We start from the raw sequence: 23,558 nt of genomic DNA, 5'->3' as shown, positions 1-23,558 counted from the left end.
CGCCCTTCCGTGCCCTATGTCAGGGCCGTAGCGGCCGCCCTGCTGACCATCGCGGCGCTGATCACCGCGGCCAACGTGGGCCCGGCCGGAGCCGCCGGCACCACACCGACGTCCCCGAAGGTGTCCGGCGAGCGGGTGCCCGAGAAGGAAAGGGTGTCCGGCGCGGGCGGGTCCGGGGCGAGCGTGTCCGGGGCGGACGGGACGCTTCCGGTGTCGGGGGGCTCGCGGAGCTGACCGCCGCGCAGGGCGGCCGTCAGCCCTCGCACACGTTCCGGTACGGCACACCGGGCGCGTAGGTCCGCCACTGGGCCCGTGTCAGCCCGGCCCCCGAGGTCCGTGCGCACACCGTCTCGACCGCCCGCGCCGGATCGATCGGGTACCGCTGCAACGGCACGTGCACGCTGCCCGCGTACACCGTGCGGCCGTCGGCGCTGAAGGCGACCGTGTCGATCTCCTCGCCGGACGTCGTCAGGGGAGAGCCCAGCGGCTCCTGGGTGGCGATGTCCCACAGCTGCAGGCTGCCGGCCTCGCCGCCGACCGCGAGCGTCTTGCCGTCGGCGCTGATCGCGAGGGCGCTGACCGCTTCCGAGGTGTCGCCGAAGACCCCGTCGCCGATGTCGTCCGGCAGGACGCGGAAGACGTTGCGCAGGACGCCGACGCGTTGCCGCAGCCGGCCGTCCCACAGAGCGACCCGTCCCGTCTGGTCGCCCGCCGCCAGCAGCGAGCCGTCCAAGGCGAAGGCCAGGGCGCCGATCCCGTCGCCCTGGACGAGGGCCCGGCCGCTGACCCGGCCCGCGGGCAGGGCGGCGATCCGGTTGTCGCCGACCAGGATCCGGCCGTCGGGGCGGGCGGCCAGGTGGCTGCTGGACAGCGTGAGCAGGACCGCCGTTCTGCGGCCCCTGGCCGTGTCCCACGTCTCGTTGACGAGCGTGCCGACGCCCCCGGTGCCGATGATGGTGAGGCTGGAACGGGTCAGGTGGAGGGTGCGGGCGTCCGGGCCGAGAGCGATGGTGACCACCGCCCCGGTCGAGGTCTTCGTGGCCAGGTCCACAGTCGTGCGGGTGCGGCCCCGGGTGACGTCCCAGATCGTCAGGGGCTGCCGGGACGTCTCACTGCTGGGGGCCGAGACGCCGTACGCGAGCGCCTTGCTGTCGGGGCTGAACGCCAGCAGCGCGGAGGTGTCCTCCGGGGACACGGGGGAGGAGGGGTCGGTGGAGACGGGCAGCCGCGGGGAGGGCAGCGTGCGCAGGAGACGTCCGTCCCCGGTGTCGCGCAGTTCGACGCGGTAGTGGTCGCCGGTGCGGCTCGCGGTGGCGAGGGTGCGGCCGTCCGGGCTGAGCAGCACCTGATCCAACGGGGTGTTCTGCCAGGCGGAGGTGACGGCCGCCGAGACGTCCAGGGTGTGCACCGTGCCGCCCTCCAGGTAGCGCAGCAGCGGGCGCGAGGCGTCCCAGGCCAGGCCGCCGTACAGGTGCTGGTTGTTCAGGAAGTGCCGGAACACCGGGGCCTCGACGCCCGGCCGCCACACCCTGACCTCCTGCGCGTCGGCGGTCGCCAGGAACCTGCCGTCCGCGCTGAAGGAGACGTACGACACCGCGGCGTCGGAGAGGTCGGCCAGCTGGTTCCCGGACCGCAGGTCCCAGACGAGCACCCGGGTCGGGGTCACCGCGGCGAGCTGCTGCCGGCCGCCGAGCACCAGCGTCGAGCGCTGGTCGCCGCAGATCGCGGCCGTACGCTCCCAGCGGCCGTGCACCGCGCGCTGCGTGCGCAGGTCCCGTACCCGCAGCGGGCCGTCCCCGTTCGGGCAGGCCGCGACCACGGAGCCGTCCGGGCTCGCCGCCACCACGGAGCCGTCCGGGCTCGCCGCCACCGCCGCCGAGTCCTTCGCCTGCGTCCGGAACAGCAGCCTGCCGTCCGCGACCGAGCGCACCTGCACATCGGGGTCGTCGGTGTGGGACACGAGGTAGCTGCTCCCGGAGAAATCCACCGTGGACGACTGTGGCAGCGGGTCGCCGCGCCACCGCCCGGCGACCGTGTCCCACAGCCGCACCCCGTCGTCCCCGAGGAGCGCGAGCAGCCGCCCGTCGGGGCTCGCCGCCTGCACCTGACGGTACTGCGGCAGCCGTCCGGACGTGATCCGCCGGTGCCGGGCCACGTCCCAGGTCCGCCACTCGCGTCCCTGGGCGCTGAGCAACGTCCGCCCGGAGTCCGTCAGATAGCGCGAGAGGCCGTCGCCCGACGCCGGGTCGCCGAAGGCGTCCAGCTCCGACTGGCCGAGCGAGCCCAGCAGCGCGCCGCGGGTCTCCGGCAGACGGGCCACCCGCCAGGCGGCGGCGCCGAGGAGCTGTGCGGTGCGCGGGTCGGTGGTGCGCAGGCTGTCCGCGACGGAGGCGAGACGGCGGGCCGCGTCCTCGGTGGCGCGCCGCTCGTTGTCCCGCCGCTGGGTCCAGGCGGCGAGGCCCGCCACCAGCGCCACCACGAGGACGGCCGACAGCACGCCCAGCGCGGTCCGCGCCCGGCGTGCGGAGCGGGCGGCGGCCCGGCGTTCCGCCTCGCGGGCCGCGAACGCGGCGATCAGGAACTCCCGTTCCGTCGCGGTCAGCGCCGGGTCCTGCCCGGGGTCCGGGAAGTGCTCCTCGGCGTGGTCGAGCCGGACGCCCCGGTACAGGGCGCCGGGGTCGCGGTCGTGCTCCAGCCAGGTGCGGGCCGCCTCGGTCAGGGCCCGGTGCCGGCGCAGGCGTTCGCGGTCCTGGTCGACCCAGCGCCGCAGCCGGGGCCAGCAGGTGATCAGCGCCTCGTGGGCGAGATGGACGCCCACCTCGTCGGCGGTCACCAGCCGGGCGCGGGCCAGCCGCTCCACCACCACCGGGACGTCGGGGTCGGCCCACTCGTCCAGTTCGCCGCGGGTGAGGGGGCGGCGGGTGTCGGGGGCGTCCCGGCCCGGCTCGACCATCCGCAGCAGCAGCTGCCGTGCGGCGCGCCGACGGGACGTGGTCAGCTGCCCGTACACGTCCTCGGCGCTGGCCGCGATCGCGCCGCGCACCCCGCCCGCCGCCTCGTACGCGGCCAGCGTCAGCATGCGGCCCTTGCGCCGCCGCCAGGTCTCCAGCAGGGCGTGCGACAGCATCGGCAGCCCGCCGGGCTGGTCGAGGACCTCCTCGACGATCTTCGCGGTCAGCTCCCGCTCCACCAGGTGCCCGACCGCCTGCGCCGGTTTGACCACCGCGTCCCGCAGTTCGTCGGCGGTCATCGCGCCGACCAGGAGTCCGGAGTCGTTCAGGGCGTCCGCCAGGCCGCGGTGCTCGGCGCAGCGGGCGTAGAAGTCGGCGCGTACGGCGATGAGGACCTTCAGCCGGCTGTCCGGGTCGCGGGCGGCGAGCAGCAGGTCGAGGAAGCGGGCGCGTTCGGCGCGGTCCCGGCAGAGGGTGAAGACCTCCTCGAACTGGTCGACCACCACCCAGCTCTCCGGCTCCCCCTCGGCGGGCGTGAGCAGATGGCCGTACGTCTGCGCGGGCCGGTCCCCCGGGGTGAGGACGCGCAGCACCGCCGGTCGCCCGCGGGCCGCGATCTCGTCCCTGAGCCGGGGGATGAGCCCGGCCCTGAGCAGGGACGACTTGCCGCTGCCGGACGCGCCGAACAACACCGCGAACCTGTGATCGCGCATAAGCCGGTTCAGCTGCTCGGCCAGCCGGTCCCGGCCGAAGAACAGCTCGCGGTCGTCCGGCTCGAAGCGGGTCAGCCCCCGGTACGGCGGCGACACGTCGTCGTCCGCTTCGCGCGTCGTTCCCGCCTCCTCGGCCTCGGCCTCCTTCCAGCGGGTCTCCCACTCCCCGACGTCCGCCCCGCACGCGCACACGTACCCGCGGACCACGGCCAGGGACGGCAAGCGCTCTCCCGCGGCGGCCTGGGACAGGGTGGTCGCGGAGAAGCCCGCCGTCTTCGCCATCGCGCGGTACGAGGGGCTGCCGGCCTCCTTGCGCAGCTCGCGCAGTTGATGGGCGAGGCGCTGGACAGGGCCGGCCTGCGGGTCCACCGGTCTCTCGGGACGTCCCATGCGCTCGTACCTCCGTACACCTGGCGAAAGCGACATCGAGCGCCACGACCATACGAGTCGTCGGGCAACGGGCAGGTTGACATCAGATGTCGGAGGGGTGACGTGGTGCGGGTCACTGTCACCCGGGCGGAGACGAAGTCGCCGGCGGGACGATGCCCGTCGGCGGCTCACAGGTTCTCGTGATCAGTTCGGCGAAAAGCCCACGCGAGTTCGTAGAAAAGCCTTTCTCCAGCGCTTTCGGACTGCCAGTCTTCGGGCGCCTGGATGTCATGTTCAGGTCGAACCCCCGTCGACTGGAGCCCCCCGTGCCCCACCGCCTCGCCCGAGCCGCCGCCGTCGCCGGCAGCGCCGCCGCCCTCGCCGTCGGCCTGACCGGCAGCGCCTCCGCCGGCGTGCTGCAGAACCTGCCCGAGAACGCGACCGCGTTCCAGAAGAACTTCGAGCCGGTCTACGACTACGACTCGGACAGCTGCTACCCGGCCGCCGCGATCGACCCGAGCGGCAACCTCAACGGCGGCCTCAAGCCGACCGGCCCCATCACCGGCGAATGCCGCAGCGGCCACCTCGGCAAGGCCAACACCTACTCGCGGGCCAAGTGCAACAACGGCTGGTGCGGGATCGTCTACGCCAGCTACTTCGAGAAGGACGAGGCCTCCCCGGGCATCGGCCACCGCCACGACTGGGAGTGCATGGTCGTCTGGGTCAAGCAGGGCGCGGACACCCCGTCCTACCTGTCCGCCTCCGCGCACGGCGGCTTCAGCACCCACCCGATCGCCGACGTCCCGATGAGCGGGCAGCGCGTCGAGGCCGTCTACCACAAGGACGGCGCGTCCACCCACGCCTTCCGCTTCGCCAAGTGGGGCGAGACGCCGGAGAACGACACCGGCGCCTGGCACCAGGAGAACCTGATCACCTGGGACAACATGGCGACCGGCCTGCGCGACAAGCTGAACGCCTCCGACTGGGGCGACGCGAACCTCCCCCTCCAGGACTCCAAGTTCGCCGACCACCTCAACAAGGCCAAGCCGAGCGGCATCACGTTCGACCCCTATGCCTGAGACACCGCTACGCCTGAGACACCGCCAGGCCTGAGCCACCGCAGAAACTCTGATCACCCTGACAGACATTGATTGCCCTGCTGGGGAGGGCTGTCAATCAACTCTCCCGTTGCGAATCTCGGTGTCGTCACGCCGGATCCCCTGGTGTGCGACGGACCCCACTTCGCAACGGGAGAGACCAAGCATGTCCAAGGCCCCCAAGAAGAAGACAACGATGTCCCGGCTCGGCAAGGTCGCCGTGGTCGCGGGCAGCGTCGCCGCCCTCGCCGTCGGTCTGGCGGGCAGCGCCGACGCCGCCATCCTGAAGCCGCTGACGCAGAAGGCCGGCACCTTCGAGCTCAAGTACATGCCGGAGTTCGACTACGACTCCGACAGCTGCTTCCCCGCCGCCGCCGTCGACGCGAGCGGACACCTCAACGGCGGCCTGAAGAACAGCGGGTCGATCACCGGCGGCTGCCGGACGAACCACCTCGGCAAGGCCAACACGTACACGCAGTCATGGTGCAAGAACGGCTGGTGCGCCTACATCTACGCCCTGTACTTCGAGAAGGACCAGACCCTGAACGGCGCCGACGCCTTCGGTCACCGCAACGACTGGGAGAACGTCATCGTCTTCCAGAAGCAGGGCGAGGAGAAGCCCCGCTACATCGCCGCCTCCCGGCACCACGGCTACAGCACCCACGCGGTCAAGGACGTGCCGATGGACGGCAACCACGTCCAGATCGTCTACCACAAGGACGGGGCGGGCACGCACGCCTTCCGCTTCGCCAAGTGGGGCGAGCGGCCGCAGGCCTGGGGCAACGGCGGCTGGGACAAGCCGGCCCTGGTCGACATCCACCAGATGGACGACACCCCGCGCAACGCCCTGTGGAACTCCAAGTGGGGCAAGGCCAACTTCCCGCTGACCGGCAACTTCCAGGACAACATCAACAAGGCCCGCCCGTCCGAGGTCCCCGCCTTCTGACGCCGGGCCCCGCAGCCGCGGCCGCCGACGCACACTTCCCCTCGCGTCGGCGGCCGCTTCCCGTCGCCGGGACGACTCACCTCACCCGTGGGTCTGCAACTGCCGCAACTGCTGCTGGACGTGGTCCAGCGCACCCTCCCGCCGACCGGGCACCCGGGCCCGCAGCTCAGCGAGGGCGGGCCCCAGCTCACGGGCGCGATCCGCGGCGCCGATCCGCCCCCACTGGTGGTGCGCCCGGTCCACGGCCGCCTCCACGGCAGGTGCGTCGACCGGCTGCCCGGCCTCCAGCCGAGCCACGGCCACCGCCATCCACGTACGGCAACTGCGCTCGGCGTCCCCCGCGAACATCGCCAGATCCGCCCGCACCTCGGCCCAGTGCAACGCCTCCTGCGACCCGCCTCCGTGCTCGGCGACGGCGGCCTGCTCCCACCGCGCGGCGATCGCATCGGCGTCGACGTGCCGCCCGGCCTGAACAGCGGCGGAGATACGGGCGTGCGGATCACCCTCCGGCCCGTCCGGGGGAGTGTGAGGGCGAGGCCCTCCGGGCCTAAGCGGCGGGTCGGGGACGGAAGCCCCCGGGGGACGGGGCCGGGCAAAGGCGGCAGGTGCGGCCGGTGCGACGGGGGCAGCGGGGGCAGCGGGGGCAGCGGGGGCGAACAACACCAGGTCGCCGGTTTCGCCCTCGCCTCCGATTCGGGACAGGGCCATCTGGTGCAGTTGGTCCAGCTCAGGCCGTCCGCCGCTGCGCAGTATCGTCGCGACGGCCTTCATGTAGGACGGAGCGGCGACAGTCCGCCGGCCCCGGGCGGGCGGCTGTGCCACCCGCCCGTACAAGGCGACCCCGACGCCGCAGTCCAGCACGTTCCCGCGCAGCCACTCCCACACCTCCGCGTCCGCCCGCAGATCGAGCACGACCGTCGTCGTCCCGGCCGCCCGCAACCGCAGCTCCTCCCGCAACCAGTGCCACGGCAACGCCGTGTACCGCACGGTCGAGGGCGTCGTACGGGCCAGCGCCAGATGCGGCAGCCGCTGCCGCCGGTCGAGTTGCAGCTGCCCGGCGACGAACAACGTCAGCGGCCCGGGCGCGGCCGCGGCGGCCCGCAGCCGCGTCAGCACGGCCTGCGGCTCCAGCGGATCGGCGAGCTCGACGACGTTCGCGGTGTCGGTGCCGGCCAGCACCGAGGGCGGCACGGCCGCCAGCACGGGGAGCACGGAGGCCGCGTCCACCAGACACCCCTTGCCCGCGGGCGCGGCCGCCAGCAGCAGCACGGTTCCGGGCATGGTCCCCTCCTGCACGGTCCCCACCCCTCCCCTCCCCTGTCGATCACGTACCTCAGCACCGTAACCGCTGCTGCTGCGAAGGGGAGCCTCAAGAGGCGCTTCCTGAGACTCTCCGCACATTGCGTGTCACAACCCTCTGCATCCGACTTGCCACCGTCCCCGCCCAGGTGTGCCCTGGAAGGCAGGGGCGAGGAGAGAGAGGAGTCCTCTCATGGCTCATGCGGCACCCGCGTCAAGCATGCGAACGACCACCGGGACAAGAACGCCGGACGTCTTCGGCGAACGCACCCACCGGATCGCCCAGTGGGCGGTCCCCGGCACGCTCGGACTCGTCTACGGCTACTGGGTCGCGGCCAACAACCGCTCGGGCGGCCCGATCACCGGCTGGAACGTGCTGCTCGGCTTCGTGAGCGCGATCGTGTTCGCGGGGCTGTACATGGGCATCCACGCCCTGGCCCCGCACATGCGGCGCGAACTGCACGCCCTGCTGTGGACGGCGTTCGCGGGCTGCGCCTTCGGTTTCCTGTACAGCGAGACCGGCGCGAGCGTCCTGCGCTCGACGGGCATGGCGGTGGCGGTCTCGGTGTTCGTCTTCGCGACGCTGTTCTACCGCTACTACACGCGCGAGGACGCGGAGGGACACCGCATCCGCTGACGCACCGGCAAGAGGGACACACAAGCAAGAGGGACACACAAGAAGGACGTCAGGAGAAGGACGTCAGGGGACCCACAAGAGCCCCGGCATGGTGGCCGGGGCTCTTGCGTTCCCTCATCCCTCCACTCACCGGCCGACCGGGCTCCAGTCCCGGTCACCCGACGAGGTCCAACCCCCGTGCACCTGTGCGGCCTCCGTCTCTCCACAACCAGGAAACACCCGTTCGGGTGATCCCTCCACCGGAGGAACCGAGGGCCCGGCCACTCATCTGGGCCCGGCCACTCATGTGGCCCAGCCCCGCTCGCGCGCCCCGTGCCCACCCCGTTGCCTGGTGTCGTGTCCCGAAGCCTGCGGACCGCCGCCTCGGCCGTCCTGATCGCCCTGTCCTGCCTCCTCGCGCCGTTCGGCACGCTGGCGGCCTGGGCGGCGTACGACCTGACGGACACCGGCCGGTACGTCACCACGATGGGGCCGCTGGCCTCCGATCCCGCCGTGCGCGACGCGGTCGTGGACACGCTGGGCGACGGCGTGGCCCGCGAGGCCGGCGTCGAGGACGGCCCGGACCGGCTGTTCATCCGCGACGCCGTGCGCTCCTTCACCGAGACCCGCGCCTACCGCACCGCGTGGGACGCCGGCAACGAGGCCGCGCACACGGCGGTGATGAGGGCGCTGAACGACGACGGCGCCGACCGCGACACCCACGCGGTGACCATGGACCTCGCGGCCGTGACGACCCCCCTCAAGCGTCAACTCACCGCAGAACACGTGCCGTTCGCCGACAGCGTCCCCGTGGAGCACACCCGTGTCGCGCTCCTTGCGCCCGACGAACTGGTCGCACTCCGGAAGGGCTACCACGTGCTCGACGTAGCCGGTTTCTGGCTGCCGCTGGCGGCCGTCGTGTTCGCGGTGGCCGGCATCGCCGTGGCGGCCGTCCGCCGTCGGGCGATCACGGCGACGGCCCTCGGCACGGCCCTGGGCGGCGCGTTCCTGGGTCTGGCCGTCGCCATCGGCCGGCACCTCACCCTCGCCGGCCTTCCCGACGCCGCCCACCGCCCGGCCGCGGCCGCCGTCTACGACGCCCTCACCGCCACCCTGCGCGCGGCCTCCTGGATCCTGCTCGCCGTGGGCCTGACCGTGGCGGCGGCGACCTGGCTCACCCACCCGCACTCGCCGTTGGCCCGGCGGCTGCGACGCCGGCGAGGACCCTCAGCGCCCACGTCAACTCCCCCTCCGGAGCCGACGCGAGTCCGAGCCTGACCCCGTCCGGGGTGCGATACGGGTCGACGGCGAAAGCGGTCCCCGGCGTGACGGCGATGCCGTGCGCGGCGGCAGCGGCCGTGAAGGTGTCGGCACGCCAGCGCGCGGGCAGCTCCCACCAGGCGAGACAGGCGCGAACAGGCGCGCGGGTCGGTCCGCGCCGTGAACCCCGCGAACCGCCCCTCCCGCTCCGTTCCAGGACGACGCGGGGAGGGGGTGGACGAGGGCAGGGTCCACGACGCGTCGACCCGGGTCAGGAAAGCCGTCGAACGAGCAAGATGGGGCGGAATGGCGGAGGGGCGGGATGGGGCGCAGTGGAGGGGGAGCGGGATGGGGCGGTATCCGGTGCGCCGGGCCGTGGGGACTCCGTCTGCGCGACGGCTCCGGCCCCGGGCCCGGCTGTTCGGTGTCCGGTGCGCGGGGTTGCTGCTGGCGGGGGTGAGCCCGGTCGTCGGGTGTCGGGTCGTCGGCGCCGACGCGGTCACGCCCGTGCCGCAGGTGCTGGCGTTCCTGCCGTGGCTGCTCCTGCCCGCCGGGATCGGGATCGCGCTGTCCCTTCTCGCCCGGTGGTGGCCGGGGCTGATCTGGGGAGTCGTCGTCGCCGGGCTGCTCACCTGGTTCGTCCAGCCGTACGGGGAGGGGGACGAGCCGAAGGGCGCGGTCGTCGCCGAGCTGCGGGTGCTGACGTCGAACGTCGAGTTCGGGTGGGCGACCGACGCGCTCGTCCCCGTGGTCCGGCGGGAACGGCCGGACATCGTGTTCGTCGAGGAGTGCGAGTACGTCTGTCAGGCGGCCGTGCGCAGGGAACTCGGGGGTGAGTACCCGTATCGGCGGGCCGTGCCGGGGGAGTCCTCCGTGGGGTCGGTCGTCCTCAGCCGGTATCCGCTGCGGGCCGCGGCCACCGTGCCCGGCAGCATGGGCATGCCGGGGGCCGTCGCCGACGTCCACGGGCATGCCGTACGGCTCCAGCTCGCGCACCCCAAGCCGCCGCTGCCCCGCCAGGTGTCCCTGTGGAAGCGGGAACTGGGGCGACTGCGCGACTTCGCCGCCCGGTACCGGGACACCGGTCCGCTCGTCCTCGCCGGGGATTTCAACGCCTCCCAGGACCACGCCGCCTTCCGCCGCATCCTCGACACCGGGCTGCGCGACGCGGCCCGCCTCGCCGGGGACGCCCGCGAGCCCAGCTGGCCGAGCAGCACCGCACCCGCCTTCGGCACGCAGATCGACCATGTGCTCGTGTCGAAGGAGTTCGCGGCGAACAGCGCCCGTTTTCTTCGCCTCGACGGCACCGACCACCGCGCGCTGCTCGTGAACCTCACCCTCCACCAGGGATGACGGACCACGGGGGTGCTCATAATGAGGCCATGTCCCGCGAGTTCCCCATCGGCCTCACCCCTCCCGACTGGCTGGTGCGGAACCTTCGGCCGCAGCAGGCGCCCGTCAGCCGGCCCGCCGTCGCCCGCGCCGCGCTCGCCATGACGCTGCCCCTGGTGATCGGTCTCGCGGCGGGACAGCCCGCGTACGGCGCGCTCGCCTCCATGGGAGCCCTGTCCGGCGTCATCGGCGACACCGCCGACGCCTACCGGATGCGGATCCTCAACATCGCGATCCCGCAGCTGTTCGGGGCCGTCGGCATCACCCTGGGCAGCGCCGTGTACGGGCACGGGTGGGCGGCGGTCGCCGTCGTCACCGGCGTGGCGCTGGTCTCCGGGATGATCTCGACGATCGGGGCCGTGGCGTCCGTCGCCGGGCTGCTGCTCCTGCTCAACTCCGTCGTGGGCGCCGGGCTGCCGATGCCGGGCCAGTGGTGGCTGGCGCCCGTCCTGATGACCGGCGGCGGGCTGCTCGTGCTCCTCCTCGCCCTGCTGGCCTGGCCGCTGCGCTCCGGGGTGCCGGAGCGCACCGCGGTCGCCGCCGCCTATCGCACGGTCGCCGACCTGCTGGCCGCCTGCGGCAGCGACGTCCCCGGCGAGTACGAGGACGCCCGGCACACCGTCACCCAGTCCCTGAACCAGTCCTACGACCTCGTCCTCGCCCGCCGCACCCGGCAGCACGGGCAGAATCCCGAACTGACCCGGCTGATCGCCCAGTTGAACGCCGTCACCCCGGTGGTGGAGGCGGCCCCCGCCGCCCATCTGAACGGCCGCCCGCTGCCGGCGGAGGTCCCCGAGGCCGTACGCCACCTCGCGCGGGCCGTGGGGACCGGCTTCACCGGCCCCATAGACCTCCACCTGCCCGCCCCCGGGTCGGAGACCGCGCGCGCCGTCGATCACGCCCTGCGCCACGCCGCCGAGGTGGTCGCGGCTCCCGACATCGACCCGCGGGGCTTCGACGACCGCCTCGGCCGTCCGGCGGCCCTGCGCGTGCGCGCCGCCCGCGCGGCCCGTGACGTCACCCTCTCCGCCGGCTCCTGGCGCTACGGCCTGCGCCTCGCCCTGTGCATCGGACTCGCCCAGGTCCTCGTCTCGACCGTCCCCGTGGCCCGCTCCTACTGGGTGGCCCTGACCATCACGTTCGTCATGAAACCCGACTTCGGTTCCGTGTTCTCCCGGGCCCTGCTGCGCGCCCTGGGGACGGTCGCCGGGCTGGTCGTCGCGGCGGCGGTGCTGTCGCAGGTGCCGAGAGGCTGGTGGGACGTCCCGGCGATGCTGCTGCTCGCCCCGCTGATCCCCGCCCTGACCCCCCGCGGATACGGCTACCAGACGGCGGCCATCACACCCGTGATCCTGCTCCTCTCCGACATCCTGAACCACCAGGGCACGGGCCTGCTGCTGCCCCGCCTGGTGGACTCGCTGATCGGCTGCGCGATCGCGCTGGTGGCGGGCTATCTGCTGTGGCCGGAGAGCTGGCACACCCGGGTCGGCGACCGCCTCGCCGACACGGTCGCGGACACCGCCCGCTACGTCGACGCCGCCTTCGGCCCGGACGTCCTCCCGGCCGCCCGCGCCCGCATGCGCCGCCGCCTCTACCGCGACCTGTCCGTCATCCGCACCGAGTTCCAGCGCGCCCTGACCGAGCCCCCGCCCACCGGCCGCCGGGCCGCCGCCTGGTGGCCGCTGGTCGTCGCCGTGGAACGCATCGTGGACGCGACGACGGCGGCCCGGGTCCGTGTGAAACACGGAGCCGAACCGCCGTCGGAGCCGGAGGTCGGTCAGGTCACGCGGCAACTGCGGGAACTCGCCGAGGGCCTGCGCGACACGGAGGTCCTGTACCCCGTCCGCACAGACCTGACCGGCCCGCCCGGCAGCGTCCTGGAACCCCTGCGCCAGGAGGTCGCCGCGGCACGGGCGATCACCTCACCGCAGCGGACCTGACGAGCGCTGCCAGGGCGTGTTTCGCCCTAGGACCTGTCCTAGACGCCGATGTCGTCGCCGTCCGCGCGCCACACGGCCACCACCGACGGGCGGACGATCTTCCCCGCGCCGTCCGGCCAGGTGCTCGCCGGCTTCTCCACCGAGGCCCCGTCGGCCTCGCCCGGGTGCTGCACCGCGACCAGCACCCGCCGGTCCTGGATGACCGGACCGCAGGTCTCCGCACCGGTCGGCACGGTCAGGAACTGCTTCAGCTCACCGCGCCGCGAACCGCGCGTGGCGACGCCGAACAGTCCGTCGTGCGAGCCCAGCTGACTGCCGTCGGTGGAGATCCACAGGTTGCCGTGCGGGTCGAAGGCCACGTTGTCCGGGCAGGAGATGGGGCTGACGTCGTCCTTGGGGAAGCCCGCGAAGTACGTCGCCGGGTCGTCGGGGTCGCCGGCGACGAGGAACAGCGACCAGGCGAACGTGGTGCTCTCCGGGCGGCCGCGGCGTTCGGTCAGCTCCAGGATGTGCCCGTGCTTGTTGGCGTTGCGCGGGTTGGCCTCGTCGGCCTTGGCGTTCGCGCCGACACCGCGGTTGGTGTTGTTGGTGAGGACGACGTACACCTTGCCGGTGACCGGCGAGGGCTGGATGTCCTCGGGCCGGTCCATCTTCGTCGCGCCGACCTTGTCACCGGCGAGGCGGGTGAAGACGAACACCTCCTCGGCGCTCATCCCCTCGACATGCGAGACGGCCCCCTTGGCGGTGGCGGTGGCCAGCGGGATCCACTCGCCGCTGCCGTCGAACTCACCGTCGGCGGGCAGCTTGCCGGTGCCGTCGATCTCGACGGCGGGGGAGTCGCCGGTGAGACGGGCGACGTACAGCGTGCCCTCGTCGAGCAGGGACAGGTTGTGCTCGCGCACGGCCCGGCTCGACCCCTTCTTCATGCGCTTGCTGCCGACGAACTTGTAGAAGTAGTCGAACCGCTCGTCGTCCCCGGTGTAGACGACGGGCCGCCCGTCGTCCGTGAGCCGCACGGTCGCCGCCTCGTGCTTGAAGCGTCCGAGGGCGGTGTGCTTGCGGGGCGTCGACGTCGGGTCGTACGGGTCGAACTCGACGACGTACCCGAACCGGTGCACCTCGTTCGGCTCCTGAGCGACGTCGAAACGCTTGTCGAAACGTTCCCACTTGCGCTCGGTCGCGCCGGTGCCGATCCCGTACCGCTTGTCGGTGGCGCGGCTGCTGTTGGCGAAGTACTGGTTGAAGTTCTCCTCGCCGTGCAGCGTCGTGCCCCAGGGGGTGGTGCCGCCGGAGCAGTTGTTGAGCGTGCCGAGGACCTTGGTGCCGGTCGGGTCGACGGACGTCCTGAGCAGGTCCGACCCGGCGGCGGGGCCGGTGAGCCGGAACTCGGTGGTGGCGGTGACGCGCCGGTTCAGGTGGTGGCGGGGGACGGCGGTCAGCTTCCCGGTCCGCCGGTCCTCCTCCACCACGACGGCCGTCAGACCGTGCGCCGCCCAGGCGACCTCGACCTGCTGCCGGGTGGGGTTGGCGGGGTCGTAGCCGCGGAACATCAGGATTTCGTTGGTGTACTCGTGGTTGGCGACGAGCAGCTGCCGGTCGCACTCACCGGGCAGGGGCAGCAGCGCCAGGAAGTCGTTGTTGTACCCGAACTGTCCGGCCTGGGCCGCGGCGGTCTGCTTCTCCGGGTCGAAGGCGGGGGCCCCGCGCAGAATGGGCTCGCCCCAACGGATGACGACGTTCTGCCGGTACCCGTCGGGGACGGTGACCGCGTCGGCGGTGTTCGGCGCGACGGCGGTGAAGCGAAGCCCGCGAGCGCTCTTGCCGGAAGGCTTTCCGGCAGGCTTTCCGGGATGCCTGCCGGACGTCGTCGCCTCCGCGCCCGGCGTGGCGGCGGCGGCCGGCAGCGCGCCGGCGACACCGGCCGTCCCGGCGGCGGCCGCGACGGTGACGACCGCCGCGGTGCGCATCATGGCACGGCGGCCGAGCGCCCCGACGATGACATCGCCGACGTATGCGTTGTCGCTGGTGTTGGGCACCTCGTGGAAGCAGGCGTCACCACACCGGAAACGGCAGGTCATGGCGGATCGCCCGCCGGGATGCGAGCCGGACGGAGTCCCGATGATCGGCAGTAGCTTGCGCACCTTTACTCTCCCCTTGCGTACCCTTGGTATCAGCTTGACCGTAGGGGTACGCATGTGCGGATGCGCTGCTGCGGGATGAACGGAAAGTGAATCCCCGGCTGCCAGAAGGGTGTTGGACTTGCGCGGAGGGGGTGCCGAGGCGGTATTGACACACCCGGATTCCTTGCACTCACCCCTGCCCAAGATCACCACCCGGGGCCGCTAACCTTACGTGTCCGTCCTGGCCAGGGATTGACGGGCTTCAACTCACGCGAAGGGTTGCGCACATGGGCATTCTCACTCTCCTGCGGAACGCGTTCGGACGGTCACGCAAGGAGCGGGCCGCCGAGGCGGAGGGTGCGGAACAGGTTCCTTCGCAGGAACAGACCGCTTCCGAGGAGCGGGACCAGCAGTCGAACAGCACCGACCTCACGACGGCACCGTCGGCGACGACATCGACGACGGTGCCGACGTCCACGACGCCGACGCCGGAACCGACGGTCCCGTCCCCCTCCCCCGAACCCACCCCGAGGCCCACCCCGACGGCCCAGGTCCCGGAACCCCGCCCGGCAACCAACGACGAGCACGACCTCGTCGCAGCAGCCTTCGACAACGTAACGGTCCCCAAGCCGACAAGGTCCACAGAATCCGCCCCACCGTCTCCGGCGGAAGAGCCGGCGACCGCGGACGCGGAGACGAAGGCTGAGGCGGAGACCCCCTCCGAGCCAGAAGCCGAAGCTGAGGCCGAGGTGACGACTGAGGCGACTGAGGCGACTGAGGCAGAGGGCACGGCTGAGACCGACGCCGAGAAGGACGAGCCGACGCCGGCGGCAGAGGCGGTAACAGCCAAGCCCACAGTGGACGAGCCGGCGGCCGAGGCCGAGGCGGAGCCCACGGCGGACGTCGCGGCCGAGCCGGAGCAGCTCGCAGCCGCGAAGGCGACGGAACCGGAGACCGAGGCCACGGCCGAGGAGCCCGAGCCGGTCGCAGCCGCGAAGGCGACGGAACCGGAGACCCAGGCCACGGCCGAGGAACCCGAGCCGGAAACCGTCCCGGAAACGGACTCGAAGCCGAACGCAGAGGCGACGCCCGAGCCCGCCGCAGAGCAGCCCACACCGGAAGCAGCGACGGAGACCGCCCCGAAGACCGAGGCGGAGGAAGCCGCGCCCGAAACGGCCGCCCAGCCCGAGCCGGTCGCAGCCGCAACGGCGGCGGAGCCGGAGACCGAGGCCACAGCCGAGGAGCCCGAGCCGGTCTCAGCCGCGACGGCGACGGACCCGGAGCCCGCGACCACGGCCGAGGAACCCGAGCCGGAAACGGCGACGGACACCGCCCCGAACCCCGACACCGAGCCGGAGCCGGTCGCAGCCGAGGCGGAGGGCGAGGTCAAGGCGGAGCCGTCCGGGCTCGTGCCTGTGGCCGCTGCGGAGTCGGGTGGGCCCGCGGTCGCCGACGGTGAGGACGCCCCGCAGGGGGTCGCCGACGGTGAGGACGCCCCGCAGGGGGCCCTTGCCGTCGCGGGTGAGGGGACGGCGGGAGAAGGCGGAGCCGGCCTCGGCGGTCAGGCCCCGCAGGGCCTCGCCACCGCCTACCAGGCAGCCGCCACCGCCCTGGAGGCAACCCACCTCACCGGCACCCGAGCGAAGCTCTACCTCGTACTGGACCGCTCCGCGAGCATGCGCCCGTACTACAAGGACGGCTCCGCCCAGGCCCTCGCCGAGCAGACCCTCGCCCTCGCCGCCCACCTCGACCCCGAGGACACGAAGGTCCCCGTCGTCTTCTTCTCCACGGAAGTCGACGGCACCGCCGACCTCACCCTCACCGACCACGAGAACAAGATCGACGACGTCCACGCCGGCCTCGGCCGCATGGGCCGTACCAGCTATCACGTCGCCGTCGAAGCCGTCCTCGCCCTGCACGAGAAGTCGTCCGACCCGACCGCCCCCGCCCTGGTGGTGTTCCAGACGGACGGCGCGCCGGACGCGAAGACCCCCGCCACCCAGTCCCTCACGGAGGCGGCGAAGAACCACCCCGCCGTCTTCTTCTCCTTCGTCGCCTTCGGTGACCCGGAGAACAAGGCGTTCGACTACCTCCGCAAGCTGAAGCTGGCCAACACGTCCCACTTCCTGGCCGGCGAGACCCCGCGCGAGCTCACGGACGCGGAGGTCTACGAGGGCATCCTGGCGACCTGGCGTCCCTGACCTCGTAGATCACCCGGGCCGCCCCTTCCCACCCCTTAAAACGGGAGGCGGGCGGCCCACCCATGTCGGCTACGATTTCAAGTTCAAGGCTCACAAGAACAGCACCGCACGACACACCGCCGCACGACCGACCTGGGAGCAGCCCCCGATGGCTCGACACCTCATCACCAGCGCCCTTCCGTACATCAACGGAATCAAGCACCTGGGCAACATGGTGGGGTCCATGCTCCCGGCGGACGTGTACTCCCGCTACCTCCGCCAGCGCGGCCACGACGTCCTGTACATCTGCGCGACCGACGAGCACGGCACCCCCGCCGAGCTGGCCGCGAAGGAGCAGGGCCTCCCCGTGGCGGAGTTCTGCGCGCAGGCGCACGACGCGCAGAAGGCCGTCTACGACGGCTTCGCGCTCGCCTTCGACTACTTCGGCCGGAGTTCCTCCCCGCAGAACGTCGAGATCACCCAGCACTTCGCCCGCCGCCTCAACGAGAACGGCTTCATCGAGGAGCGGGCGATCCGCCAGGTGTACTCCCCGACCGACGGCCGTTTCCTCCCGGACCGCTACGTCGAGGGCACCTGCCCCCACTGCGGCTACGACAAGGCCCGCGGCGACCAGTGCGAGAACTGCACCCGTGTCCTGGACCCGACCGACCTGATCAACCCGCGCTCCGCGATCTCCGGCTCCACCGACCTCGAGGTCCGTGAGACCAAGCACCTCTTCCTCCTCCAGTCGAAGCTTCAGCACGAGGTCGAGGAGTGGGTCTCCCGCCATGAGGCGGACTGGCCGCAGCTGGCCTCCTCCATCGCCCGCAAGTGGCTGACCGAGGGCCTGCACGACCGCGCCATCACCCGCGACCTCGACTGGGGCGTCCCGGTCCCGGCCGACACCTGGCCGGAGCTGGCGGCCGAGGGCAAGGTCTTCTACGTCTGGTTCGACGCCCCGATCGAGTACATCGGCGCGACGAAGGAGTGGTCGGACCTCGACCCGGCCGGCCGTGACTGGAAGTCCTGGTGGTACGAGGCGGACTCCGGCGAGAACCCCGTCCGCTACACGGAGTTCATGGCCAAGGACAACGTCCCGTTCCACACGGTGATGTTCCCGGCCACCGAGCTGGGCGTGCGCGAGCCGTGGAAGAAGGTCGACTACGTCAAGGCCTTCAACTGGCTGACGTACTACGGCGGCAAGTTCTCCACGTCCCAGAAGCGCGGCGTCTTCACCGACCAGGCCCTGGACATCCTCCCGGCCGACTACTGGCGCTACTTCCTGATCGCCAACGCCCCCGAGTCGGACGACTCGTCCTTCACCTGGGAACACTTCACCGCCACGGTGAACAAGGACCTCGCCGACACCCTCGGCAACTTCGTCAACCGCGTCCTGTCCTTCTCCAAGAAGCGCTTCGGCGAGGAGGTCCCGGCGGGCAGCGCGGCCGGCGAGGCGGAGACCAAGCTCGGCGAGCAGATCGCGGAGCTGCTGGCCGAGTACGAGTCGCAGATGGAGGCGCTCCAGTTCCGCAAGGCGGCCGCCGCCCTGCGCGCGCTGTGGTCCGCGGGCAACTCCTACCTGGAGGAGAAGGCCCCCTGGCTGGAGATCAAGACGGACAAGGACGGCGCGGCCCTCACCCTGCGCACGGCGATGAACCTGATCCACCTCTACGCGGTGGTCTCGGAGCCCTTCATCCCGTCGAGCGCGAAGACCATGCGCGAGGCGTTCTCGCTGTCCGACGACACCGCGACCTGGGTCACGCCGGACGAGGCGAAGGCCCTCGCCACCGTCCCCGCCGGCACCCCCTTCACCGTCCCGCCGGTCCTCTTCGCCAAGCTCACGGACGAGGACCTTCAGGCCTACAAGGAGCGCTTCGGCGGCACCGAGGGCTGACGACGGCCCGGGCCGACGACCCGGGCCGACGATTCCTCCTGATGCGCGCCGCGCCGGCACCGCGGGCGCGGCGCGCATAAAGGAGAAGATGTAGAGGAAAACGCGAAGGGCTTCCCCCCGCTTCGGCATGTATTCGCCAAGCCGTATGGTTTCCGCCATGGAGGTCCCCGAGGTCATTCCGATCGCCTACCAGCCGAAGCACCGCACCGAGTCCATCGGACGGTACGCGGACGGCCAGTTCCTCGCGTCGGTCACATACGCCTTCCCCCAGGGTTTCCGCCTCGACGACGGCTGGGAAGAGCACAAACGCCTCTACACCGTGCTGCACACCTTCGACGCCGAGGGTTACTACCGCGCCTCGGACATCTGGTGCGCCGGCACCTGGGCGGCGCAGCAGCGCGCCCCGCACGGCGAGGACTCCGTCCTCACCCGCGCCCGCGTCCGCCTGGCGACCCTGCTGCGCAGCCTGCCCCGCCGCTCCTACACGGACATCGCGATCCGCCCCTTCCAACTCACCTACGAGAACGTCCTGTTCGGCCTGGTGATCAGGAAGGACGAGGACGAGGACGGCACCCCCGAAACCTGGGCGGAGCTCTACCCGGACCGCCTCGCCTTCGCCGAACCGTGGGACGGCACGTACGACACCTGACGGGCGGGCGCCTGTCGGAAAACCCGGGCCTCACTGCGCACGCCATGGGCATACTCCACCTGGCACTTGTTCGAGGCAGTGGTCGGGGGGCGGGCGAACGCGGTGGACTTGACGTCCTGGGCTGACTGGATACGCGCCTTCCTGGGTGCGACGGTGGCGTACGCCATGACGATGGGGGTGTGGCGGCTGGTCGCGAGGGCGGCCGCCTTCCGCGATCCGCACCGGCACACGGGACGCCGGATGGCGCTCGTGCCGCGCCCGGCCGTCCGGCCGCACACACAGGACCTCCGTCGTCGGCTACGCGGCGCTCTGGCGGTGCGCCGCTATCTGGGGGCGCCCGCCGCGCCACCGTCCGACCGGCTGCTGCGCCCTCTGGTGGAGGCGGACCGCTCGGCACGCGTCCTGGCGGCGGGCCGCAGGGTGTGGAGCCTGGCGGTACCGATCGCCCTCGCCCTGTGCGGCTCCGTGCTCGGGGCCTGGCTGATCGTCAGCGAGTACTTCTACGACGGTCCGGTCATGGAACTGCTGCCGGACGTCTACTCCTCCTTGGACCAGCTTCTCGGCGGGGACGGCTGGTACGACCAGGGCAGCGACTACTGCGCCTCCTGGTCCCTGCTGACCGGCTGCGAGGCGGACGCCGGGCCCTGGTGGAACGGCGTCGAGGCGGGGCCGCTCTTCGGGTTCGCCCTGGCGCTGCCCGTGGCGGCGTGGCGCCTACGGCGGGCGGCGCTGCGGAGTTTCGCCCTCTGGGCACGGCAGGAGCCGCCCCTGTTGGCCTGCCTGGACGCGCTGACCGCCTGCCGCGACGTGCTGCGGGCGACGGTGGCGCCCCCGGCAGCGACCGTCCTCGATCTGCGCGTGGCCGAACTCCGCGCCGCGCTCAGGGACTTCGCCCAGGACGGTCTGCCCATCGACGGGGACCGGCGGGCCGAACTGGAGGCGCACACCGGGCGCGTGGCCGCGACCCTGGCGGAGGCGTCGGGGCAGGTCCTGCGCGACGGGACCACGGCGCTGGCCGCGCTCACCGGTCTGCTGGCCACCGTTCAGGACCGGCTGCACGCCGGCCGGTGGTTCGTCCTGCTGGAACCCGCCCAACTCCCCCCCGCGCCCACGCCCCCGCCCGGGCCGGGCCCGGCGCCCGCGTCGGCAGCCGCCCCCGGCGGCGAGGGGACCCGCTGGCAGCGCTACATGTGGGTCGCCACGGCGATGCCGACGGTTCCGGCCGTGCTGGCGCTCGTCTTCACCGCCGTGACGATCACCCAGGCCGACGAGACCCTCGGTCTCACCAGGCGCGAGCAGGTGGCCACCACCTACAGCGACACCGTGGACAGCCTGGGAGACGACTCGATGGATGTCAGGATCAGCAGCATCTACGCCCTGCAGCGCATCATGCGGGATTCGCCGAGCGAACAGCCCGCGATCGTCAAGATACTGGGCGCCTACGTCAGGCAGCATGCGAAGATGCCCGCCCAGAAGACCGCGGACCGGCTGCGCAAGGACCCGAAGACCCGTCCTACCGAGGACGTGGCGGCCGCCCTCGAGGTGCTGGGGTCGCGCACACAGGTGGTGGACGGGGAGTCCTACGTCAACCTGCGCGAGACCTTCCTGGTGGGCGCCGACCTCGCCAGTCTGGACTTCACGAATGCGGACATGCGAGACGCCGATCTGAGCCGGGCCGATCTGCGCGAAGGCGTCTTCGACACCGTCTGGTTCGACAAGGCCAGGATGGAGGGGGCCATGTTGAGTTCCGCCACGTTCCTCAACGCTCAGTTCACCGAGACCGACCTCACCGGCGCCTGGCTGGACGGCGCACAGCTCATCGGCGCGCAACTGACCGGCGCCGACCTGACCGGCGCGCAGGCGATGCCTGCGGACAACGGAGCCATCACCCAGTTCGACGAGGCCGACCTGACCGGCGCGAACCTGTCGCGGGCGGACCTGACGAGCGCGTCCCTGACAGGCGCCGACCTCAGGAAGGACGACACCCATCCGGCGGCGATCGTCACGGGCACGAATTTCACCGCCGCCGACCTCACCAGGGCGCACCTCGAAGGCGTCGACCGGCGTGCCGCCGACTGGACGGACGCCGTTCTGCCCTGACACGGGTGAGGGGCCCGGACCTGGGCGTGAGGGGCCCACGTAGGTCCGGGCCCCTCGCTTCGAACCCTTAGGACAGCACGCCCGCGCCCGTCGTCGTCGCCAGCGAGGTCGGCAGGTTCTTGGCCGAGGTCTCCAGGCCCGCCGTCAGAGTCGGCGTCCAGTTGACGCTCGTCTTGAGGTCCTTGGACGAGGCGGCGTTGTACGCGGCGACGAGGTCGCACACCGTGCCGTTGACGAGGTTGCCGCTGCCCTTGACCGAGCCGGTGCCGTCGCCGCTGAGCAGCTTGGCGACCTTGCCGCCCGTCGGCAGCCTCCAGTAGTTGTCCTCCGCGACGACCTGGGCCTTGGCGCGGGAGTTGATGCTGTACTGCGTCGCGTAGCCGTTGAGGGTCGTGACGTCGTAGAAGTTGTTGTAGACGTGGACCTGGCCGACACGGGCCAGCGGGGCGCGCTGGACGATGCCCTTCCAGATGTTGTGGTGGATGGACACGCGCAGCTTGCCGGCGGGCTCGCTGTCGCTGCTGCCGATGAGCATCGTCTTGTCGTGGTTGGTGAACTGGTTGCGGGACACCGTCACCAGGTCGGAGCTCTTGGTGATGTCGAGAGCGCCGTCGTGGATCTGGTACTCGCGGCCGTAGTACTTCGGGTTGACGCTGTCGAAGTGGGCGGCGTCGGTGAACGTGTTGTGGTCGGCCCAGACGTGGGTCGCGCCGCGCAGGGTGACGGAGTCGTAGTTGGAGTTCCAGTTGCCCTTGTCGCCGTCGGTCGGGTCCCACTGCGGGAAGCAGTCCTCGGTGGCGGAGAAGTTCAGGTTGCGGACGATGACGTTGTCCACCTTCTGGATCTGGAGCATGCCGCCGGAGATGCCCGCCTTGGTGCCGGGGACGCCGACGATCGTCGTACGGGCGGGAACCTTGAAGACGACGTTCTTCGCCTGCTTGGTCTGCGCGGCGACGCGGGCCTTCTCCTGGGTTCCGGAGGGCAGCTTCGACCGGCCGTAGGTGGCGGGGTCGTACGCCTTGAGGTACGAGGAGAGGGAGTAACCGGTTCCTGCCGCGTAGCTCGCGCAGGTCAGCTTCTTGCCGGCGTCGTCGGTGTTGGCGTCGATCGTGCCCTTGATCTTGATGATCCGGGGGGCGGTGTCGGACACCGACCCCAGCGCCTTCACCAGCTGGGCGCGGGTGGAGACGGTGAAGGTGTGCGCGGCGTCGGCCTTGGAGCCACCGGTCGTGCCCGTGCCGGAGGAGGCCCAGCCGTCCTTGGCGGCGAGCGTCTGGTGGTACAGGTCGACGGTCCCGGCGTTGGCGTTCATCACGACGACGCCCGCGCCGACGCCCGCGGCCACGACGGCAGCGGAGACGACGAGGGTGCGGCGCGAGCGGAGGGACCGGCGGTGGGAGGGAGCTGCCACGGGAGATCCTTACGGGGGAGGAGCGGGCTTACGCCCTATCAGTGGTCGCCGCCGTGTGAAGAGTTGCCGCTCGTTGAGGATTTTTTCTCCAGCCCCGTCCGTCACCCGAACAAACGTCTTCACGATTCCCCCACCTGCCCCTTAAGGTGCCGCGAGGGGGGCAAACGCCGCCCATGGGGATGAATTTTGGGGGACTGTCCATGGCGCTCTTCGGGAACGCGCATCCGATCGACAGCGGTCAGGCGCAGCAGGACTATGCGCGTCTGCTGGGCCAGGGCGAGCACGTACAGGCCGCCTACCTGCTGATCCGCGACACCATCATGTTCACGGACCGGCGTCTGATCCTGGTCGACAAGCAGGGGATCACCGGCAAGAAGACGGAGTACCACTCCATTCCGTACCGCAGCATCACCCACTTCGCGGTGGAGACCGCCGGCACCTTCGACCTGGACGCGGAGCTGAAGATCTGGGTCTCCGGCTCGTCCGTGCCGATCGAGAAGACGTTCACGAAGGGCGTGGACATCTACGAGGTGCAGGCGATCCTGACGCAGTTCGTGGCGAAGTAGCGCCGCTTCACGGCCAAGCGACGCCGCTCCGTGGCGAAGTAACACCGCCGGGGGC

General features: G+C 71.8%; 16 protein-coding genes and 1 pseudogene. 11 read left to right on the top strand and 6 right to left on the bottom strand.

Annotated features, from left to right (window positions below; all coding sequences use genetic code 11):
• Positions 1 to 14 precede the first annotated feature (14 nt).
• Positions 15 to 266, bottom strand: coding sequence for a hypothetical protein (locus ACZ5SK_RS10265; RefSeq protein ID WP_334578754.1), 252 nt, complete (start codon positions 264 to 266; stop codon positions 15 to 17).
• Complete coding sequence (locus ACZ5SK_RS10260; protein WP_468575754.1) at positions 254 to 4,054, bottom strand: nSTAND1 domain-containing NTPase; 3,801 nt, start codon at positions 4,052 to 4,054, stop codon at positions 254 to 256. The genes ACZ5SK_RS10265 and ACZ5SK_RS10260 overlap by 13 nt, the downstream gene beginning before the upstream one ends.
• A gap of 269 nt (positions 4,055 to 4,323) precedes the next feature.
• On the opposite strand from ACZ5SK_RS10260, the gene ACZ5SK_RS10255 reads away from it, so the two are divergent.
• Entirely contained in the window at positions 4,324 to 5,112 is a 789-nt protein-coding gene (locus ACZ5SK_RS10255; RefSeq protein WP_334578752.1) for an NPP1 family protein, read from the top strand.
• A gap of 184 nt (positions 5,113 to 5,296) precedes the next feature.
• Positions 5,297 to 6,076 (top strand): NPP1 family protein, encoded by a 780-nt coding sequence (locus tag ACZ5SK_RS10250; RefSeq protein WP_361706210.1) that lies wholly within the window; start codon positions 5,297 to 5,299, stop codon positions 6,074 to 6,076.
• 81 nt (positions 6,077 to 6,157) lie between these two features.
• Here the strand turns inward: ACZ5SK_RS10250 and ACZ5SK_RS10245 are convergent, their stop codons facing one another.
• Entirely contained in the window at positions 6,158 to 7,357 is a 1,200-nt protein-coding gene (locus ACZ5SK_RS10245) for a hypothetical protein (RefSeq protein WP_468575752.1), read from the bottom strand.
• A gap of 211 nt (positions 7,358 to 7,568) precedes the next feature.
• On the opposite strand from ACZ5SK_RS10245, the gene ACZ5SK_RS10240 reads away from it, so the two are divergent.
• A complete protein-coding gene (locus ACZ5SK_RS10240; RefSeq protein ID WP_443041263.1) occupies positions 7,569 to 8,012 on the top strand; it encodes a hypothetical protein in 444 nt (147 codons plus the stop codon).
• 336 nt (positions 8,013 to 8,348) lie between these two features.
• The gene (locus ACZ5SK_RS10235) at positions 8,349 to 9,269 is read left to right on the top strand and encodes a hypothetical protein (protein ID WP_334578748.1); all 921 of its coding nucleotides are present in this window, start codon (positions 8,349 to 8,351) and stop codon (positions 9,267 to 9,269) included.
• On the opposite strand, the pseudogene ACZ5SK_RS10230 reads toward ACZ5SK_RS10235, so the two are convergent.
• Positions 9,166 to 9,417: pseudogene (locus ACZ5SK_RS10230) on the bottom strand (PLP-dependent aminotransferase family protein); the annotation flags it as partial. The gene ACZ5SK_RS10235 and the pseudogene ACZ5SK_RS10230 overlap by 104 nt on opposite strands.
• Positions 9,418 to 9,599: 182 nt before the next feature.
• Between ACZ5SK_RS10230 and ACZ5SK_RS10225 the strand changes: the two are divergent.
• Entirely contained in the window at positions 9,600 to 10,604 is a 1,005-nt protein-coding gene (locus ACZ5SK_RS10225) for an endonuclease/exonuclease/phosphatase family protein (protein ID WP_334578747.1), read from the top strand.
• A 29-nt stretch (positions 10,605 to 10,633) separates the two neighbouring features.
• Positions 10,634 to 12,583, top strand: a complete 1,950-nt coding sequence (locus ACZ5SK_RS10220; RefSeq protein ID WP_334578746.1) for an FUSC family protein — start codon at positions 10,634 to 10,636, stop codon at positions 12,581 to 12,583.
• 38 nt (positions 12,584 to 12,621) lie between these two features.
• Here ACZ5SK_RS10220 and ACZ5SK_RS10215 read toward each other — a convergent pair whose 3' ends face one another.
• Complete coding sequence (locus ACZ5SK_RS10215) at positions 12,622 to 14,724, bottom strand: PhoX family protein (protein ID WP_468157965.1); 2,103 nt, start codon at positions 14,722 to 14,724, stop codon at positions 12,622 to 12,624.
• Positions 14,725 to 14,990: 266 nt separating this feature from the next.
• Here ACZ5SK_RS10215 and ACZ5SK_RS10210 point away from each other — a divergent pair, with 266 nt between their 5' ends.
• The 4 genes from ACZ5SK_RS10210 (at position 14,991) to ACZ5SK_RS10195 (ending at position 21,526) form a co-directional block, all read left to right on the top strand.
• Positions 14,991 to 16,904, top strand: coding sequence for a VWA domain-containing protein (locus tag ACZ5SK_RS10210; RefSeq protein ID WP_468575749.1), 1,914 nt, complete (start codon positions 14,991 to 14,993; stop codon positions 16,902 to 16,904).
• Between the two features lie 148 nt (positions 16,905 to 17,052).
• Complete coding sequence (metG, locus tag ACZ5SK_RS10205; protein ID WP_334578743.1) at positions 17,053 to 18,777, top strand: methionine--tRNA ligase; 1,725 nt, start codon at positions 17,053 to 17,055, stop codon at positions 18,775 to 18,777.
• Positions 18,778 to 18,934: 157 nt separating this feature from the next.
• Positions 18,935 to 19,426, top strand: a complete 492-nt coding sequence (locus ACZ5SK_RS10200; RefSeq protein ID WP_361706226.1) for a hypothetical protein — start codon at positions 18,935 to 18,937, stop codon at positions 19,424 to 19,426.
• A gap of 108 nt (positions 19,427 to 19,534) precedes the next feature.
• The gene (locus ACZ5SK_RS10195; RefSeq protein WP_361706229.1) at positions 19,535 to 21,526 is read left to right on the top strand and encodes a pentapeptide repeat-containing protein; all 1,992 of its coding nucleotides are present in this window, start codon (positions 19,535 to 19,537) and stop codon (positions 21,524 to 21,526) included.
• Positions 21,527 to 21,593: 67 nt separating this feature from the next.
• On the opposite strand, the gene ACZ5SK_RS10190 is transcribed toward ACZ5SK_RS10195, so the two are convergent.
• Entirely contained in the window at positions 21,594 to 22,937 is a 1,344-nt protein-coding gene (locus ACZ5SK_RS10190; RefSeq protein WP_457494607.1) for a pectate lyase family protein, read from the bottom strand.
• 200 nt (positions 22,938 to 23,137) lie between these two features.
• Here ACZ5SK_RS10190 and ACZ5SK_RS10185 point away from each other — a divergent pair, with 200 nt between their 5' ends.
• Positions 23,138 to 23,503, top strand: a complete 366-nt coding sequence (locus tag ACZ5SK_RS10185; RefSeq protein WP_319676688.1) for a PH domain-containing protein — start codon at positions 23,138 to 23,140, stop codon at positions 23,501 to 23,503.
• Positions 23,504 to 23,558: the final 55 nt, after the last annotated feature.

It is taken from the genome of Streptomyces sp. NPDC031474 (assembly GCF_055581185.1).
Note: the sequence above shows the minus strand (reverse complement) of the source record. Positions and strands in the feature narration are given on the sequence as shown.

Coding starts and splice junctions, on each gene's coding strand:
- ACZ5SK_RS10260 (WP_468575754.1), bottom strand. CDS start 4,054: ATGGGACGTCCCGAGAGACCGGTGGACCCGCAGGCCGGCCCTGTCCAG.
- ACZ5SK_RS10255 (WP_334578752.1), top strand. CDS start 4,324: ATGTTCAGGTCGAACCCCCGTCGACTGGAGCCCCCCGTGCCCCACCGC.
- ACZ5SK_RS10250 (WP_361706210.1), top strand. CDS start 5,297: ATGTCCAAGGCCCCCAAGAAGAAGACAACGATGTCCCGGCTCGGCAAG.
- ACZ5SK_RS10245 (WP_468575752.1), bottom strand. CDS start 7,357: ATGCCCGGAACCGTGCTGCTGCTGGCGGCCGCGCCCGCGGGCAAGGGG.
- ACZ5SK_RS10240 (WP_443041263.1), top strand. CDS start 7,569: ATGGCTCATGCGGCACCCGCGTCAAGCATGCGAACGACCACCGGGACA.
- ACZ5SK_RS10225 (WP_334578747.1), top strand. CDS start 9,600: ATGGGGCGGTATCCGGTGCGCCGGGCCGTGGGGACTCCGTCTGCGCGA.
- ACZ5SK_RS10220 (WP_334578746.1), top strand. CDS start 10,634: ATGTCCCGCGAGTTCCCCATCGGCCTCACCCCTCCCGACTGGCTGGTG.
- ACZ5SK_RS10210 (WP_468575749.1), top strand. CDS start 14,991: ATGGGCATTCTCACTCTCCTGCGGAACGCGTTCGGACGGTCACGCAAG.
- metG (WP_334578743.1), top strand. CDS start 17,053: ATGGCTCGACACCTCATCACCAGCGCCCTTCCGTACATCAACGGAATC.
- ACZ5SK_RS10200 (WP_361706226.1), top strand. CDS start 18,935: ATGGAGGTCCCCGAGGTCATTCCGATCGCCTACCAGCCGAAGCACCGC.
- ACZ5SK_RS10185 (WP_319676688.1), top strand. CDS start 23,138: ATGGCGCTCTTCGGGAACGCGCATCCGATCGACAGCGGTCAGGCGCAG.